Annotated in this window: 15 protein-coding genes; 3 read left to right on the top strand and 12 right to left on the bottom strand. The window is 67.7% G+C overall.

Annotation, left to right across the window (positions count from 1 at the left end):
* Window positions 1-6: 6 nt before the first annotated feature.
* From ACQPYH_RS14585 to ACQPYH_RS14565, 5 genes are read right to left on the bottom strand one after another with little or no spacing between them, the layout of a single operon-like run.
* Window positions 7-2,031 (bottom strand): hypothetical protein, encoded by a 2,025-nt coding sequence (locus ACQPYH_RS14585; RefSeq protein WP_432891340.1) that lies wholly within the window; start codon window positions 2,029-2,031, stop codon window positions 7-9.
* Window positions 2,028-5,414 (bottom strand): ATP-binding protein, encoded by a 3,387-nt coding sequence (locus ACQPYH_RS14580; protein WP_432891338.1) that lies wholly within the window; start codon window positions 5,412-5,414, stop codon window positions 2,028-2,030. The genes ACQPYH_RS14585 and ACQPYH_RS14580 overlap by 4 nt, the downstream gene beginning before the upstream one ends.
* Entirely contained in the window at window positions 5,411-5,974 is a 564-nt protein-coding gene (locus ACQPYH_RS14575; protein ID WP_432891335.1) for a hypothetical protein, read from the bottom strand. Before ACQPYH_RS14575 ends, ACQPYH_RS14580 begins: the two co-directional genes overlap by 4 nt.
* Window positions 5,974-6,258: a hypothetical protein gene (locus ACQPYH_RS14570; RefSeq protein WP_233714649.1), complete on the bottom strand. Its 285-nt coding sequence runs from the start codon at window positions 6,256-6,258 to the stop codon at window positions 5,974-5,976. Before ACQPYH_RS14570 ends, ACQPYH_RS14575 begins: the two co-directional genes overlap by 1 nt.
* Window positions 6,259-6,310: 52 nt before the next feature.
* Window positions 6,311-7,273: a conjugal transfer protein gene (locus ACQPYH_RS14565; protein WP_432891331.1), complete on the bottom strand. Its 963-nt coding sequence runs from the start codon at window positions 7,271-7,273 to the stop codon at window positions 6,311-6,313.
* Window positions 7,274-8,046: 773 nt separating this feature from the next.
* Between ACQPYH_RS14565 and ACQPYH_RS14560 the strand changes: the two genes are divergently transcribed.
* Window positions 8,047-8,922 carry an aldo/keto reductase gene (locus ACQPYH_RS14560; RefSeq protein ID WP_432891328.1) on the top strand — a complete coding sequence of 292 codons (876 nt, stop codon included), beginning with the start codon at window positions 8,047-8,049 and terminating at the stop codon, window positions 8,920-8,922.
* Window positions 8,923-9,073: 151 nt separating this feature from the next.
* On the top strand, window positions 9,074-9,463 hold the full coding sequence (trxA, locus tag ACQPYH_RS14555) for a thioredoxin (RefSeq protein WP_432891325.1): 390 nt from the start codon (window positions 9,074-9,076) through the stop codon (window positions 9,461-9,463).
* An 18-nt stretch (window positions 9,464-9,481) separates the two neighbouring features.
* Here trxA and ACQPYH_RS14550 read toward each other — a convergent pair whose 3' ends face one another.
* From ACQPYH_RS14550 to ACQPYH_RS14535, 4 genes are all read right to left on the bottom strand, one after another.
* Window positions 9,482-10,174, bottom strand: coding sequence for a hypothetical protein (locus ACQPYH_RS14550; RefSeq protein WP_432891322.1), 693 nt, complete (start codon window positions 10,172-10,174; stop codon window positions 9,482-9,484).
* Between the two features lie 192 nt (window positions 10,175-10,366).
* Entirely contained in the window at window positions 10,367-10,801 is a 435-nt protein-coding gene (locus ACQPYH_RS14545; RefSeq protein WP_432891320.1) for a GNAT family N-acetyltransferase, read from the bottom strand.
* Window positions 10,802-11,203, bottom strand: a complete 402-nt coding sequence (locus ACQPYH_RS14540) for a VOC family protein (protein ID WP_432891317.1) — start codon at window positions 11,201-11,203, stop codon at window positions 10,802-10,804. It abuts the gene before it with no gap.
* A 224-nt stretch (window positions 11,204-11,427) separates the two neighbouring features.
* Entirely contained in the window at window positions 11,428-12,699 is a 1,272-nt protein-coding gene (locus ACQPYH_RS14535; RefSeq protein ID WP_432891314.1) for an NAD(P)/FAD-dependent oxidoreductase, read from the bottom strand.
* 90 nt (window positions 12,700-12,789) lie between these two features.
* Between ACQPYH_RS14535 and ACQPYH_RS14530 the strand changes: the two genes are divergently transcribed.
* Window positions 12,790-14,328 carry a PucR family transcriptional regulator gene (locus ACQPYH_RS14530; protein ID WP_432891311.1) on the top strand — a complete coding sequence of 513 codons (1,539 nt, stop codon included), beginning with the start codon at window positions 12,790-12,792 and terminating at the stop codon, window positions 14,326-14,328.
* Between the two features lie 215 nt (window positions 14,329-14,543).
* Here the strand turns inward: ACQPYH_RS14530 and ACQPYH_RS14525 are convergent, their stop codons facing one another.
* The 3 genes from ACQPYH_RS14525 to ACQPYH_RS14515 are packed head-to-tail and all read right to left on the bottom strand — an operon-like array spanning window position 14,544 to window position 17,436.
* Complete coding sequence (locus ACQPYH_RS14525; protein WP_432891308.1) at window positions 14,544-15,866, bottom strand: NAD(P)/FAD-dependent oxidoreductase; 1,323 nt, start codon at window positions 15,864-15,866, stop codon at window positions 14,544-14,546.
* On the bottom strand, window positions 15,863-16,390 hold the full coding sequence (locus ACQPYH_RS14520; protein WP_432891306.1) for an isoprenylcysteine carboxyl methyltransferase family protein: 528 nt from the start codon (window positions 16,388-16,390) through the stop codon (window positions 15,863-15,865). The genes ACQPYH_RS14525 and ACQPYH_RS14520 overlap by 4 nt, the downstream gene beginning before the upstream one ends.
* Window positions 16,390-17,436, bottom strand: a complete 1,047-nt coding sequence (locus tag ACQPYH_RS14515) for a type III polyketide synthase (protein WP_432891302.1) — start codon at window positions 17,434-17,436, stop codon at window positions 16,390-16,392. Before ACQPYH_RS14515 ends, ACQPYH_RS14520 begins: the two co-directional genes overlap by 1 nt.
* Between the last annotated feature and the right edge of the window lie 2 nt (window positions 17,437-17,438).

Raw genomic sequence — 17,438 nt, 5'->3', positions numbered from 1 at the left:
CCGACATCACCTACGCGTCGGCACGTGCACCGTCACGCCGTCCTTGGTGACAGCCGTGTACTCCCGGAACCGCCGCGGCTGCGACGTCGACGCCTTCCGCCGTACTCGTTGTCCCTTCGGCGGCCCTTCGCGCAGGCTCGCTGAGTGCGTGTGTGCACGCGGCTCGTAGCGGACGTCATTGGAAGGCACCGGAATAGGCCGCCTCGAATGACGGGCCTTCTGCGCGTCACCACTGGCTCGACGTGCTCCACCCGACGACGAGTTGGTCGTCGCGACTCCCGCACTTGTGACCGTGATCGTCGGACGCTTGTCGGCGTCCTTCGATTGCGAACGCGCGCGAGCGAGGTTGAGGCCCGAGGTTGTACGGCCGGGACTGGCTGCGGAGGCGAGCCGACCAGCCGCTCCACCAGCAGCACCAGCAGCCGCCGCATGCTGACCGCCGGGACCGGCCCCGCTCGGACTTCCAGCGGCTCCATCCATGCGGCGACCACCCATGCCCGAGGTGAGCTCATGCGGCGAACTACCAGCCGAACCCCGCCCCAGAGAACCAACCACAGGAGCCTGCCGGTACACACGAACAGACGAGACCCGCTGCGATCCGCCATCTCCTGCTCGGAGAAGGTCGCGTCTCCGCTCCGTCACGGCCGGCGCAGCATTGCGACTCGCCATTGAGCCGACAATTCGTTTGAAGGCGCCAATCGCACCCCGTCGCGCAAGGCCGCCCAGCAGAATGCTTCCGGAGCCTGGACGCATCATCGACGTGAGGTTGTCCAGCAATCGGCGCAACCTGAAGCCCGCGATCAGAACTGCGATGGCGAGACCCGATACAGGAAGCCATCCCAGCACACCGGTAAGGCTGAAGACCGCCGTCACCAGAGTAAGCGCGGTTCCGAAGATCAACATCGCGAGGAAAGATTGGATGACGAGGCCCACCAAGGCCTCGAACCAGTTGAGCCCCCACTGCCTCGGTCTGCCAGGAATGATCCACAAGCAAGCGAAGAAGACCCCCACGACCAGCAGCAGCAGACAACCAACAAACGCCATCAGCGCCGTGAAGGCCAAAGAGATGTTCAGGAACGCGAACAAGGTGGCCGCGATCGCCGCGAGCATTACGACCGCGATTCGACCGAACGCATTGTCGCCCTTGACCCACTTCACGGTCGGCGCATCATCGCCGCCCTCAGCGGGGGCGATAACGGAGTCAATGTACTTCGACCGCGCGTCGGCGTCTGTTCCGGCGTCCAGCATTCCCTTGCCGTACCGCCCGCACGCCTCTAGGGACCCGAACTCGGCTATGCACCAAGGCGTAACTGCGAATCCACGCCAACTGGCGTCCGCGGACTTCCTCAGCAACGTGTCCCGAGAGGTTCCTGTAAACCCAGGTTCAGGCCAGGGCAACGGATTCTGCATGGTAGGGCCCATCGCGTCAGCCGAGGTCGACATGATGGCGTCGGCTCCCAGCTGGCGTGCACCGTCAACACCGCGCAGCCACGTTCCTGGAGCCAGCGCAAAGCTGACACTGAGCACGCCTGCGACGAAAACCCAGACCAACTGGCCCATGGCGCTACCGCTCGTCTTCCGCTGCGTGTACGCCGCGACCGCTCCGAACGCCAGCGCTGACGGCAGCAGCCATCCGACCAACTGAGTACTTGATGCGCCAATGGTGGTAGATGTCGCCTCTGTCAGTGGCTTGACGTCCGTGAATGAGAACAACCACCATCCAACCGAGATCGCACCCCGCGTAATGGCGACGATGTACATCATCACCATGTGCGCGTACCCGTTGAAGACTGACTCAATGGGATCCCGAATGCTCTTCTCAAAGTCGAGCCCGTAGACCATCGGTCCGTACTGCTCGAACAACGTCCGGGTGTCGCCATGCGTCAGATCTGGAGTTGGCAGGAGATCGCCAAAGCCGGTCGGCGTGGTAGGCGTCGGCTTCGGGTCGGCAGCCAGGGCGAACTGGGCTGTGATTATCAAAGAGATAGAGAGAACCGTGGCCGCGGTTCGGAGGCGGCGGGGCCACCTCATGCGACGTGCTCCTTGTTGCCGGTGGGGCGGTCGGGGTCGGGGGTGGGGTCGTCGGGGTGGGCGGGGTACATGGCTTCGTTGTAGGCGGCCTCGTCGGCTTCTTGGTCGTAGACCTCGTCGGGGCCGATCGGCGAGTCGTGGCGGAGGGTGGGGCGGGAGTTCTGGCCGTTGGGGTGGCCGTTTTCGACGGCGTGGTCCTGGCCGTTGGGGGTTGGTGGGTGGCCGTTTTGCTGGGCTACCGGGACCGGGGGTTCGTCTGCCGGCGAGGGCGTGGAGGCGTAGGTCGGTCCGGGGGCGGGGGGACCGGACTGCGCTTGCGGTGATGCAGATTGGGCCGGTGCGCTCAGTTGGGCGGGCGGCTGCTGGGCCGAAGGCGCGGGGTGCTGATTGGCGTGCTGCGGGGCCGTGGGCCGGGACGGGGTGGCGCCGTTCGGCGAGGCGGGTACGCCGTTCTGAGGCGCGGCGAGGGGGCCGCCGTAGGACGTGTCACCGTTAGGCGCAGCGGGTGTGCCGGGGTACGACGTGTCGTCGCTCGGTGCGACAGCAGGACCGCCGTTAGACGCGCCGGCAGGGCCGCCGTTAGACGCGCCGGGACGGCCGCCATAGGACCTGTCACCGTTAGGCGCGGCAGGTGGGCCGGCGTTATGCGCGGCAGGTGTGCCGCCGTTACGCGCGGCAGGCGTGCCGCCGTTAGGCGCGGCGGGAGGGCCACCGTTATGCGCGGCCGGAGGGCCGGCGTAGGACGGGTTGCCGTTGGGGGCGGGTGAGGCGCCGTTGGGGGACGGGGTGGCGTCGTGCGTGGGCGCCTGGGTGTGGGCCTCGGATTGGGCGGTGGCGGTGGCGGCTGGTTCGAGGAGGGCTTCGTCTTCGGCGAAGGGGTCTTCGGGGGGTGCGGTGGGCAGGGCGGGTTGGGCGGGGGTGTTGGCGTGTTCGGATTCAGGGGTGGTGCGGAGGAGGGCTGCTACCTGCTGGCTGGGGATGTCGATCTGGACGGTGGCTACTTCGTCCCAGCGGTCGCGCATGATGCAGTGGCCGTGGCGGATGGATTTGCCGTTGGCGGCGGTGTTGATGCCGCGGACCAGGGTTTGGTACGGCGCGGTCTGCGGGCGGCCCAGGAGCTCGAGCAGCGAGTCGACCTGCTCGCGGGAACGCAGGCTGAAGGCGAAGAGGGTCGTGATCTGCTCGACCAGACCGGGAAGCTTCAAGATCGACGCCGGGTCCTGGGTGTCCAGGACGAGTGAGGCGCCGAGCGCACGGCCTACACGGGCGATGTAGTCCAGGAAGGACGCGCCGTCCGGGGTCTTCGTCAGCAGGTGGACCTCGGGGACGATGACGACCTTCGAGCGGCCGCGGAACTCGCGGCGGCCCGTCGTACGGACCATCCAGGCGAGGCAGCCGCGGAGGCAGGCCATGCCGACACGTTCGATCGGGGACCAGGACTCCGGCGCCGACTCGGGCGACGGCAGCGTGAGGCCAGGCATCTGCACGACCCAGAGGCCCGGGTTCGTGGTGAGGGACGAGAGGCCGGACGGCGGGCCGGCGACGACCGAACCGAGACCGGTCTCGACCAGGTCGCGCAGGGCGAATCCGACCGTACGCACGGTCTCCGAGTCGGAAGCGCACAACCGCTGGATGACGCCCCATGACGAGGGATCAGGCGACTGGATCTCGGCGCGCGTCGCGGCCATGACCGGAGCCTCGGCCGCACCACGCAGATGCGGCGGCAGCAGAAGCATGAGCTGCGAAGGCGCCTGCAGCAGCGCATCGTCGACAGGCAACACACGCAGGAGGTCCGCAGCACCGGAGAACTGTGCAGTGATCTCAATGACAGCAGTCGGTACGCCGTACTCAGCGGCGACCGCCGACACACCCGCAGCATCGCCCTTCAGGTCGAGCAACGGCACCCAAGCGCCGGCGAACGCGGAGTCCAGACCGCCCAGCATCGCTGCAGTCGTCTTGCCTCGACCGGACCGGCCCAGGAAGAGCGTCGTCGTCGCGTCACCAAGAGCAGAACCGGCAGCCGCATCGAACCGCACCAGACCAGGCGTCGACCCCGTCAGATACCCAATAGCCGGACCGGTCGCGTCACCGATCGACGCACCGCCCCAGAACCAGGACCCGAAGAACGCAGTCGACTCCCGCACATGCCCAAGGTCCGGCACGCGCAACTGGTCGCCCGGCAAGGACTCCAGCCACAGGTCGCGCTGCTCGTCAGCGCCCGCGGCCACAGTGATGCCACGGTCCGCGTAGTGCGCGATAACCGCGTCTACATAGGCTTCCAGGTCTTCACGCGTGTCAGCGCTGACCAGCAACCGCGGATGATCCTCGACCAGCGTCAGACCACTGCGGTTGATGTCGCGCTTGACCTCACGCATGACACGCTCGGTCTCCACGATCTCGTCGGCGGTCTCCTCCGCCGTACCCTTCGCGGCCGAACGGCGCTGCTCCTTCGCGCTCTTCCGGGTCTCGTCGACCAAGTGGCGCGCAGTCTTCTTCGTCAACACCCGAAAGCGCACAGACGCCTCAACGGTAACGTCGATCTCGTCACCGTCGTCGTCGATCGCCTTGATCTCCGACAGCGTCCGCAGCCACTCCCCCGCGCCCGGAGTCTCGAGCTCCTCGGGGAAGTCGGTCATCGCCAGAACAGTCGTGTACGCCGCGATCTGCCCACGCGTGTCATAAATCCGCAGATGATCGGTGTACGGCACCACACGCCCCGACGTCAGCCGAGCCAGCGAAGCGCCCGTGATCAGACCACGCCGCGGCGCCGCGACCGCACCGCGATGCATCTCCCGGCTGATCAGCCAGGAGATCACCTCGGCGGGCGCGGTGTGCGCACGCCAGACCGTCGAGCCGAGCTGACGAGCGAGCTTGCGCACCCGCTCGTCCAGGTGCGCGAGCTCGCGCGCGCTGACCCGCCACGACGTCGTACCGAGAGCGTCACTGATCGAACCCCGCACCTGCGCGGTCGCGCGCGGGTCACGGTCACTCAGATGTACGCCGAGCGCGACGTACCGCTCGGGCATCCGCATTTCGTCGATCCGGTCGGCGCGGGTCTGCGCCCAGGCCTCGTGATCGCCCAGACGGTAATGGCCGGCCATCGAGTCGATGTAGTCCTGACCGGTCGAGCGCCCCCACACCACCTTCAGATGGCTGAGCCTGTCGCCGAGAATCGTCGCCGCAGCGCTGACTGCCGCGTCCAGAGCCGCGTCCTGCTCGGACTCGGTGGCAAGGTCCGTGTTCGCCACCGAGATCAGGAACCACGCCTCGGCGCTGCGCTCGGTCACCAGCAGACCGTCGGCGATGGCAACAAGACGAGGTGGCGGCAGGCCGCGCTCGCGGCCGACCCCCACCAGGTTCAGGAGCTTGTCAGCGATCTTCATTCGCGGCCCTTCCCTGACGACGTCCTGCGACTCACCCGTTGTACGTGATCCGAACCCAGCAGGCGGGCCCGCTGGTTCACGGTGATGTCCGCACCCGCGCGGACCATCGGATCGAGCTCCACCACGACCTCGCGTTCCCACTCCGGCGTCACTCTGGCCTTGGCCAGGTCGGCCACCTTCCGGGTCGCGACGCGCTCACGCCACGGCAGGTACTCCGTCTTGTCGGCGGCCCGCGCGCCGAGACCGATGATCGGGCGATGGGCACGCAACGCGTACCGCACGGCCAGCGCCCACTCCGTCACCCGGCGGCGGCGTTCGTGGAACTTGCCGGGCCGCCAGCCGAACGCGGTGATCACGAACGGCGGTACGACATACAGACTGACGGTGCCCTTCTGCGGCACCCCGATGAACGGGAACAGCAACGCGATCCAGAGCAGAATGATCACCGCACCGAAGATGATCATCCGGCGCCGGGCGCCTTCTCCGAGGTCGATGCCGAGCAGGTCGTACTGCCGGGTCTCGATCTCGAAGTGGTGAGTGAGGGTACGGCCGACGCGCATCAATTACCTCCGGACAGCAATCCCCAAAAGCCCTTGAGCACGTTGATGGTCTGGTTGTTGGCGTAGATCAGCCCGCCGACCAGCACCCCGGCCGCGATGTGGCCGAACAGCTCGCCCCACTCGCGCTTGAAGTAGTGGCCGATGGCACGCAACACGAGGATCGCGATGAAGATGTTCCCCGCGATGACCAGGACCCAGTCCTTGAAGTCCGCGCCCGTAGGGACGTTGGGGTCGGCCATGGGCACGGCAAGCTGAACCACGCTCGCAGCCAGTTCGTGCGTCATCATTGCGGTGTCTCCCTTGTTGCCTCGGTCATCCGATGGCCAGTCGCTGGATTCATCCGACGGCAGCCACTTGCCATCGTTGTGCTCCGTCGGTGGCGACAGTACGCCTCAACGTGAGCGTGTACGTCTGGTCCAAGGTGGTGTCCCCCGCCCCGTCCCAGGTGACGGCCGCGGTCGCCCGCCGCTCGTCGTCGTTGCCCGTGTAGACCTGCCAGTCCTTGAGCGCGCCGAACCTGACCGCACCGTTCAGGCTGCGGATGGTCGAGCCGGGCGCGGTCACTGCCGACACCTTGTTGTCCGACTCCGCATACGCACCGAAGAACGCCTCCGCGTCCTTCTGCGTCGCCGCGGTCAGGTCGTCGTCCGGCGCCCCTGCCTGGGGCATGTTGTCGGGCAGCGCTGCCCGTACGTCCGGCACGAACGTCGGCGGCCCGCTGGCCACAACTCGCGCCGCGGTCCGGGCGACCGGGACCGACACGCGCTCCCAGGTGATCGGTCCGGCCTTCCAGCCCCTGCCCTGCCGCGTAAACGTGTGCACCCGGACCCGGACATCGACTACTCCGGTCAGACCGTTGGAGTCGGGCGTGACCTGACCCGGGTATGCAACGTCAGCCGTTTGTTTGCCGCGACCGTTCCATCCTGCGCGACTGTCCAGTCCGGACGCGAGGTCGAGACCGATCTGCGCAGGACGGGCGTCAGGGTTGTCCTCGTCCCAGGTCAGGTACGAAACGGCGTACCGCGTCGCGATTGCACGTGACTCGTCCGCCGGGAAGCTGCTCTGCCCGCTGACAACGGTCTCCGGCGTCCGGTTCGGGCTGATCCAGGAGCGGATGCCGCTGATGGCTGCCAGCAGCAGTACGACGACCACGAGGCCGCGGAAGAATCGCCTTGCCCAGGTGGAGAACGACGACTCCGGCTCGGTCGACCACGGCGTCTGTCCAGGCTCGAGCACCTCGCGGGCCGGACCCGGCGCAGCGTGAGCACCGTGAGCGCCGTGCGGGGAACGCTGTTTCAAACGTTCGGGTGTGCGGTGCGCAGGGTCCTGATGCGGCACGTCCGCAGGACCTGAAGGACCCGAAGGACGCTGTGCCGGCCGACGGGGCGGCGCCATCACGCCACCTGGCGGAGGCGGCCCCTGTTGCTGGGGAGCGGAGTACTGCGCCGCTACGCCCTGCGCCTGGCGAGGGGTCGGTGACACCGGGCCACTGGGGTGGTCCCACCACTCCGGTGCGGTGCTCTGCGGGCGTCCCTTGCCCGGCTTCTTGGTCCGCCGCTGGTCGGACCAGTGCTCACCTTTTGGCGGCAGATTCAGTGCAGTTCGCCACCAACTCATCCCTACCCGCCCCTCAGACAGCAGTTACGCGGACAGTAGCCGGGAGAATACGGCAAGCAACCGTCCTCCGGGAGACCTGAGCCCAGGATCCGGATGGTCCATCGCTCCCCGCTGCCATACTGTTACCCCGCTCGCGGGCTGTGTCACCCTTACCGTCACTATTACCGGCCAAGGGTGACACCTCAGGCAAGGTCGTCATAGCTCCTCTCTCATGACCGTTCAGGTCGACCGGGCAGCGCACACCATGCCACACGCCGTAGACAGGTTTCGAATATCCGTGCGAACAACATGGTAAAGAATGCATCAACTGATCACAGATAGTAACCGATCCGGCGATCCGCCTGTGGAAAACTCTCCCGTGGCGAGGGGGTCAAAATCGCCTGTGGACAACCGCTTGCCGAAGACGCTTCCGGGCATAGGGTCGGAGTGACCCTGCTACCCCGTGGAGGACCAGGATGGAAACTCGCCGACTGGGCAGACTCGGACACCAGAGCTCGGTACTGATCTACGGCGCCGCGTCGCTCGGCGGAGTCGACCAGGACCGCGCCGATGCCTCGATCCAGGAAGCTCTGGATGCCGGCATCAACCACTTCGACGTGGCCGCCGACTACGGCGACGCCGAGCTCCGGCTCGGACCGCGGATGCCCGAGATCCGCGACCGCATCTTCCTTGCCACCAAGACCGGCCGCCGGACCGTCGAGGAGGCCTGGAGCGAGATCAACCGATCATTGGAGCGACTCCAGACCGACCACGTGGATCTGATTCAGATGCACGCGGTGTGCGACCTGGAGAACCTCGATCTCGTCACCGGCAAGGGCGGATCGCTGGAAGCCGCCATCCGGGCCAAGGACGAAGGTATGGTCCGGGCGATCGGCATCACCGGCCACACCGAGCAGGCGCCGTCGGTGCACACCGAGGGCCTGCGCCGGTTCGATTTCGACAGCGTGCTGACTCCGTTGAACTACAAGCTGTCGACAGATCCGCAGTACGCCGAGGACTACGCAGCTCTGGTCGAGGCCGTGAAGGCGTCGGACGCGGCGCTGATGACGATCAAGATGATTGCCCGCCGCAACTGGCAGGACGGCGAGCAGAAGGCGTACGACACGTGGTACCGGCCGTTCGACGAGCAGCGCTACATCACCGCCGCCACCGCGTGGCTGCTCAACGGTCATCCGGAGATCACCGGCCTGGCTACTGCGGGTGAGACCCGGCTGCTGCAACAAATGATTGTTGCAGAGCGCGAGCGCGCCGACCTCACCCCCGAGGCGGCTGCCTCGATTCTCAGTGAGGTGCAGGACTATGCGTCACCGTTCGTGGACTCACCCATCTGACGACGTGGCCCAGGTCACATACGAGACTCCGCATTCCGGTCACTGTCCTACGGCGTACGACAGTGGCCGGCGTGTGCCGTCAGGGGCCGGGAACAAGTCCGGGGCCGATCGGTGTTGAGTAGGTCGTACTCATCTACTTTCGGAGGTCGTAGTGGCAACGGTCGAGCTGACCCAGGACAACTTCAACGAGGTGGTCGGTGGCGACGGTCTCGTGCTGGTGGATTTCTGGGCCGAGTGGTGTGGCCCGTGCAAGATGTTCGGACCGGTCTATGAGAAGTCGTCCGAGACGCACGCCGACATCACGTTCGGCAAGGTCGACACCGAGGCTCAGGGCGAGCTGGCGCAGGCCTTCCAGATCTCGTCGATCCCCACGCTGATGGCGGTCCGTGACGGCGTCGTCCTGTACTCGCAGGCCGGTGCGCTGCCGTCGGCGAGCCTGGAGGACCTGATCGGTCAGCTGCGCGCGGTGGACATGGAAGAGGTCAAGGCGCAGATCGCCGCCCATGAGGCGGAGCACGGCAGCGAGCCGCACTCGCACTGATCTACTGCATCAAACAGTTCAAACAATCCGGGAGCTCCCAGCGAGCTCCCGGATTTGTTGTGCCACGGCCTTTCGGTCCGGACCGGCTCCGATCTGGCGGTTGGTGTCGATCGCGGTCAGCAGGCGGGTGCGTTCGTCAGGTCCGAGGCGGCCCCAGCCGTTCCGGACGATCTTCAGCGCGTGGTACTGCTCGTTGCCGGTGAGCGATCTGCTGATCGCCTCGTGCAGTACTTCGCTGTCGAGGAGGGACAGGTCGCCCTCCATCAGGCCGAGGGCGAGGACGCGGACGATCGGTGAGCCGGTGAAGAACAGCTCCCTGACCTCGTCCTTGTCGAACTTCTCCACGGCGGACGCGTTCGCGACGCGCTGGACGATCCGGTCGAGGATCTCGCCGCGGACAGCCTTCAGCTCAGGCCCGCGCAACTCGGTGTAGATGGTCGCGTAGGCGTCGAGCTGCTTCTCCATGCCCAGGGCTTGCAGGGTGCCGGCGGTCTTCCGTGCGGTCGCGGCGATCTGCCGGACGAGGTGTACTTCGAACTCGCCGAGCTTCAAGCGCCTGATCCTGTCGACGATCGACGGCATGATCACCAGCAGCAGACCCGCCGCGAGAACGGTGATGAGCGGTCCTTGGCCGACGCCGGTGAACAGTCCGACGAGCCCGGCGACGAGCAACGCTCCGCCGATCAACAGGCAGAGGATTCGCGACGACACATCCACCACCGGCCTGGCCCTCACGGTCCACGCAGGCGCTTCGGGTCGGCTGGATGGTGCGAGGTGAGCGGGCGGTCCCTGTGGAGCGGAAGGCACAGGACGGCCAGGCGGTGATTGGTTCACGTCCGACATCGGGCAGGGCCTCCGTACGTCGTTGGCGAGTCCTGGTGATCGTGCCTGTGTCGTCAGCTATCAGCAAGAGGTCAGGCGGGCATCGGCCGTACGGCGCATGAGCGTGGAGCCGCCGACCTGGTCCGTGAATCCCCACCGTCGGTAGAACGGGATGAGCTCCGGCTGGCAGACGAGTTCGAGACTGCGCACGTCGGCGAGCTTGGGATGGTTGACCACGGCATCCAACAAAGCGGCGCCCAGGCCGGAGCCGCGTTGGGACTCGTCGACGATCACGTCCAGCACCAGGGCGAGGTGCGTGTAGTCGGTGAGCACGCGGGCAAAGCCGACCAGGCGGTCCGCAAGGGACGCTGTGGTGACGATGTCCGAGTGCTCGAGGAGGCGCGTGACCTCGGCGGGAGAGCGGTCGGACATCCACCACGCCGTACGCATCAGGTCTGTCAGTTCTTGGATGCGGGACGGCGGTACTTCGGTCTGGATCGTCAGGTCGGCGGGCATCTAGAAGTCGCGTGAGCTGAGGACGCAGAACTCGTTGCCTTCAGGGTCTGCCAGGACGGTCCAGCTGGGGCCCTCGGGTTGTCCGACGTCCACGCGGCGGGCGCCGAGCGCTTCCAGGCGGGCGATCTCGGCGTCACGATCCTGGCTCGTGTGCGGTGCGAAATCCAGATGCAGCCGGTTCTTCACCGCCTTGCCCTCGGGCACCGGGACGAACACCATGCCGGGGCCGATCCGCTCCCAGGGAATGTCCTGGAAGCTGTCCCGCTCGACCCAGCCCGGGACATTCACACACTCGTCATCGGTCTCGATGATCGTCTTCCAGCCGAACGCCTCGGCCCACCAGGCCGCCTGCTTGCGGACGTCGTGGCAGTCGATCACGACCGTGTACCACCTGAGCACCATGGCAGGAACCCTCGCACAGCCCACCGACAGAAAACAGAAAAGAGCGGGCCCTGGGCAGGAGAAAGACGCCAGGGCCCGCTCTCGGGGCTGACCGGAGCGGCGACGTGGTGGCCGAGGTCGTGCGGGCAGATGAGGTGCTGCCCGAGGAGGGTCACCGAAAGGAGCTGCTCGAGGAGACGGTCAGCGGGATGGCGGGACCAGGTCGTCGGGGTCCCGCCGGTTCGTCAGCGGAGCGGGTTGAACGGCCGCAGTTCCTCCGGCGCACGGCCGGTGGTGATGGTTTCGGCCAGCAGCTGACCGGTGATCGGGCCGAGGGTGATGCCCCACATACCGTGGCCGCCGGCCGCGAAGACCCGCGGTGATGCGGTCGCGCCGATCAGCGGCAGGCCGTCCGGAGTACAGGGCCGCGGACCGACCCACTCGAACGTCCGGGCGTCCAGGTCGGCGTCGCGCAGCAGCGGCCGGGCCGCCTCGACGATCGCGTCGATCCGGCGCGGGTCGAGCTTCGCCTCAGGCTTGCGGAACTCCATCATCCCGGCGACGCGGAGCCGGTCGCCCAGCGGTGTGCAGGCGATCCGCTGCGCCGGGAAGTACACCGGGCCGGCCGGAACGTGCGCCATCGGCACGCTGAAGCTGTACCCACGACCCGCCTGCACGACAGTGCGAACGCCGAACTGCCGGGCCAGGTCACCCAGCCACGCGCCGGTCGCCATCACGACCGCGTCGAACGGGTCGGTCTCGCCGTCGCCCGTGACCAGCCGGACGCCGCGGATCTCGTCCACGATGTCCTTCACGACGACGCCGCTGATGATCTGCCCACCGCGGGCGATCACGGAGTCGGCCAGCAACTTGACGTAGTCACCGGGGTTGATGAACCGCTGTCCGTGCAGGCGGATCGCCGCCCCGATCTCGTCGGACAGCGAGGGCTCGATCGCGCGGGCGTCGTCACCGCTGATCGCCTCGAACTCGATGCCCTGGCCGGCGGCGTGGATGGCCTCGATCTCCTCGAGCAGCACGCTGCGCTCCTCGACGGTGCGGTACGCGGCCAGGAACGACTTGGCCTCGTACGTCTGGGCCTCGACGCCAGCCTTGGCCAGGAAGTCGAACGCGTCCAGCGCCTGGCGGTTGATCGGGACCAGCGATTCCATCGCGGTCTTCCAGCGTCCGGCTGTGCTGTTGCGAGCGAAGCGGGTGAGGAACTTGAGGAGCCGCGGGCTCGCGGTCGGCGGGACATACACCGGTGAGGCAGGGCTCAGCACCGCACGGACGCCGTACTTGAGGACCGCAGGTTCCGGCAGCGGGGTGGCCAGGCCGGGCGTCAGCCAGCCTGCGTTGCCCCAGGACGCGCCCGCGGCGACACCTTCACGGTCGAGCACGGTCACCTCGACACCGGCCTCCTGGAGGAACCAGGCGGTGGCCAGGCCGACCATGCCCGCGCCGACGACGGCGACGCGGTCAGGAACGATGTGCGGTACTGCGGAACCAGCTGTGGTCATGTATCGATGGTGCGGCCCCCGCGAGCGGCTGTCATGGTGCGATCACACCATTGACGAGACAAATGACTGTGCTGAGAGCACAATAACCTGGTGATCACCGCGCCTGACCTGATTGCCGCCGTCGGCCCCGCCCTCTTCGAGATGGTGGTGACAGGCAAGGGCGACAGCGAGGTCCGTGACGTGTTCCTGGCTGACCCGCAGGAGGCTGCGACAGGTCAGCCGGGCGATCTGGTGCTCGGACTCGGTCTGCGCGACGCAGAGGACGCTGTGGAGCTCGTAGAGCGCTGTGCGGCCAGCGGCTCGTCCGGCGTCGTTCTGCGTACTGCGCTCGCCCACGAGCCGACCGTGGTCAGCGCTGCGGAAAAGACCAGGCTCACCCTTGTCTCGCTGCAGCCGAGCGTCACGTGGGCGCATGTGGTGTGGCTGATGCGTGGCGTCATCGACCGCGCCGCCGCACCGGACTCTCCTGCCGCTGGAGACGCCGGAGTACACCAGGAGCTGTTCGCACTGGCAGATGCGGCCGCAGCGATCGTCGACGCGCCAGTGACCATCGAGGACAACCAGTCGCGGGTGTTGGCGTACTCCTCTGGTCAGGACTTCACCGACCCGACCCGTGTGTCCACCATCGTCGGCCGTCGGGTGCCGGCCGAGGTGATTGCGCATTTCCGAGCCCGTGGCATCTTTCGGCGGCTGGCGCGGTCCAGCGAGCCGTTCCTGGTGCCGGACGGTCCGAATGGCATCCGCCCGCGGCTCGTCGTACCGGTCCGGGCTGGTGGTGAGTGGCTGGGGTCTATCTGGGCTGTTGTCGACGGTCCGGTGAGTGATGCGGTCACTGCGGAGCTCAGCAACGCCGCATCCGTGCTGGCATTGCACCTGTTGCGGTTGCGTGCTCAGGCCGACGTAGCGCGGCGGAGTGCAATCGACCGGCTGCGGACGATCCTGCGGCAGTTCTCACCGGACAGCCCAGTCGACGTACGGCTCCCGCGGCAGCCGTGGCGGGTGGTGGCGCTCGGCTCGCCGGACGGGTACGACGTACCGCAGCAGCTGGATCTGTGGGAGTCGACCGGGCGCCGGCACGGGTGGAGTGAGCCGCAGCTTGCTGATCTGGATGGGACGGTGCTGGCTGTCGTCACGGACACAGACGGGCCAGGGTCGTGGAACTGGTTGCAGAAGCTTGTGCAGGAGCAGGCACCGGGCACGTACGCGGCAGCCGGCGGTCCGGCGCGCGGTCCGGCCGATCTGCCGAGCTCGCGGGCCGAGGCGGTCGAGTTGCTCGGTCTCGTACGGCGGGGTCTCGCGCCCGGGCCGGCGTTGCGGGTCGAAGAGGCGTGGCACGTGCTAACTGTTCACCGAGCGGTCACGTCGCTTGATACCACCAAGCTGGATGGTCCGCTCGCGACGTTGCTGCGGCACGACATCGACCACGACACGGGATACGTGGAAACGTTGCAGGCGTGGCTCGATTATCCGGGCCAGCCGCAGCGGGCGGCGCGTGAGTTGCACCTGCATACGAACACGTTGCGGCATCGGATGAAGCGGATCGGGGAGATCGCGGAGCTGGATCTCTCGGATCCGCGGGAGCGGCTCGCGTTGCAGTTACAAATTGCCGCCGTACGCACCGAACACTGAGATGTACGCCACAGCCGCGTGTAACAAGGCTTCATATTCCGGCAACTGTTGGGCAACATCCGGCTGACAGAGTCTTCCTTGTCAGCCGGTCCGGCCTTTCACCAGGAGGCCGGAACGGCTCGGGTCCGAGCTTTTCACCAGGAAGCTCGGGCCGTACGCAGGCCCGGCGATTGTCTGAGCGATCGCCGGGCCTGCGGTATTTTTCCGGCCGTTGCCTAGGACAACCGGTTGACGATGGTGCGGTAGACGCCGGGGAGCGCGGCGGCGGCGGGGACGATGCGCGGGGCGAGCAGCGGACGGTTGCGGGCCCAGAGCAACGATGCGGTGAGCAGGCGGCACTCCCAGGAGACGCGGCGCCAGGCTGCTTCGTAGTCCTGCGGGCGGTCGGCGCGGATGCAGTCGACGAGCTCGGCGGAGGTGCGGAGGGCGACGGCGATACCTTCACCGGTCAGCGCGTCGACGTACCCGGCGGCGTCACCTACCAGCAGGACACGGCCGGCCGTACGCGCGTGCACACGCTGGCGAAGCGGGCCGGCGCCCATCACGGCGCTCGCGGGAAGAGCTGATTGCAGGCGGCGCTTCAAAGCTGGAAACGCCTCGAGATGCGAGTCGAAGGTGCCGCGCTTAGAGGTCAGGACGGCGACGCCGACCAGATCGTCGGCCACCGGGGTCACGTAGGCCTCGCCAAGGCGAGACCAGTAGACCTCGACGAGGTCGGTCCAAGGCGCGACCGCGAAGTGTTGCCGAAGTCCGCGCCGCACGCCGCCTGCGGCGCCGTGCGGCGCGGAAGAAGAAGGGCGGGGCGCGAGCGGGCTCACGCGGGAGGCAAGCGGGCCCAGGCGGGAGGCGAGCGGGCTCACGTCGGAGGCGGGCGAGCCCCGGCGGGCGCCGAGCGAGCCCCCGCGCTGGCCGAGCGGGCTCACGTCGGAGGGCGGCGAGCCCCGGCGGGCGTCGAGCGAGCCCCCGCGCTGGCCGAGCGGGCTCACGTGGGAGGCGGGCGAGCCACGGCGGGCGTCGAGCGAGCCCTCGCGCTGGCCGAGCGGGCTCAACCGGGAGGCGAGCGTGGCGAGGCGGGTGCTCGGGTCAGACAGGCCGAGTTGGCGGCGGATGGGTGAGTGGAGACCGTCGGCGGCGGCTAGGTAGTGGGCTGCGACGCCTGCCGCGGTGACGGAGGTGGTGTTCTGGGTTATGGGACCTACTCGGTCGTGGATTACCGGGACGTCCAACTCCGCCAGGCGTTTCAGCAGTGCGGCTTGGAGGGTGGTGCGGCGTACTCCGAGGCCGGGGCCGGCGGTGAAGCGGGCGTCTACCTGGTGGGTGGCGTCGACGTAGCGGATTCCGTGGAACGGGCGGCCGGAAAGTTCCACGCCCAGGCGGGTCAGGTATTCGACGGCGCTGTGGGCGATGCCTTCGCCGCAGGCCTTGTCGATAGGACCCGAACGCGGCTCCACAACAACTACGGACAGGCCCGCTAGAGCAGCCCGGATCGCGGTGGCAGCGCCGGCCGGCCCGGCACCGGCGACGAGGAGATCGATCATCGAGTGAGCACTGTGCTCAGCGCGGTTTCTTCGGTGCGGATCCGGATCGCCAGCAACGGTGCGTTGAGCAGGGTGAACGCGATCGCGGTGATCCAGGCCGAATGCACCAACGGCAGCGCGATCCCCTCACCGACCACGGCGACGTAGTTCGGATGCCGCAAGAACCGATACGGCCCACGGGTGACCCGCGTGAGCCCCGGTACGACGATCACTCGGGTGTTCCATTGGTACCCGAGCACCGCGATGCACCACCACCGCAGTCCTTGCATGAGCACCACGATCAACAGCGCCGCCCACCCGACCTTCGGATCGAACGGCCGGCCCGACGTGATGGCCTCGACCAGGCACCCGGCCAGCAGCCCGGTGTGCAGCACCACCATGAACGGGTAGTGCCCCTTGCCGAACTCCACGCCGCCGTGGGCGAAACTCCACTTCGCGTTCTTCAGCGACACCGCGAGCTCGGCGACCCGTTCCAGTCCGACCAGCAGGACGAGGGCGACGTACCACCACAGGGATTGCGTCATCACCACTCCATCAGTACGAGCTCGGAACAGAAACCGGGTCCCATCGCGAGGAGCAGACCCATGCCTGAAGGATCCAGTTTCAAAGTGTCACCGAGGACGTGCAGCACTGAGGACGACGACAAGTTGCCGACCGCATCCAGCGACGTCCAGGTCAGATCCAGCGCTCCCGGTCGCAGCTCCAGCGTCTCGGACACCGCATCCAGCACCTTCGGCCCACCCGGATGACTCACCCACGTACCGATCTCCGGCACGGTCAGCCCGTGGTCCTCGAGGAACCCCCGGACGTCGCCACCCAGGTACTTGCGCACCACCTCAGGCACATCCGCCCCGAGCACGATCCGGAATCCGCCCGACCCGATGTCCCACCCCATCACCCGCTCCGAGTCCGGGTACAGCCGCGACCGCGTCGCCACCACCGACGGCCCGGACGCGAGCGGATGCTCCGACCCCGTCAGTACCACCGCGGCCGCGCCGTCCCCGAACAACGCTCCACCCACCAGGTTCGGCAGCGAGGCGTCGTCGCGCTGCAACGTCAACGAGCACAACTCCACCGACAGCAGTACGGCGACATGCGTCGGCCAGGCCGTCAGGTAGTCGTGCAGCCGCGCAATCCCCGCCGCTCCCCCGACGCACCCGAGCCCGAACAACGGCAGCCGCTTCACGTCCTCCCGCAGCCCGAGCCGCATCGCCACCCGGGCATCGATCGACGGCGCGGCTACCCCCGTGACCGTCGTGAACATCAGTACGTCGACGTCGTCCAGCGCCAGCCCCGCATCCTTCACCGCCCCCGCGACCGCCTCCGCGCCGAGCTCGACAGCCGCCGCGATCCACTCGTCGTTCGCCTCACCGAAGTCCTTCAAAGCGGCGTAGCGCTCCAGCGGCAACGCGAGATGCCGATAAGACACCCCCGCGTTCGCGTGCAGCCGCCGCAGCAGCGCCGAGCTCCGGCCGTCCGGCAGACAGATCGAGGCGAACGCCTCCGTCAGCTCGGACTGCGGATAGCGGTACGGCGGGAGCGCGGGCCGGACCGCTGCGATCCGCGTCATCG

It is taken from the genome of Kribbella sp. CA-245084 (genome assembly GCF_050942355.1).
Lineage (GTDB): Bacteria > Actinomycetota > Actinomycetes > Propionibacteriales > Kribbellaceae > Kribbella.
This window is presented reverse-complemented; position numbering and strand designations above follow the sequence as displayed.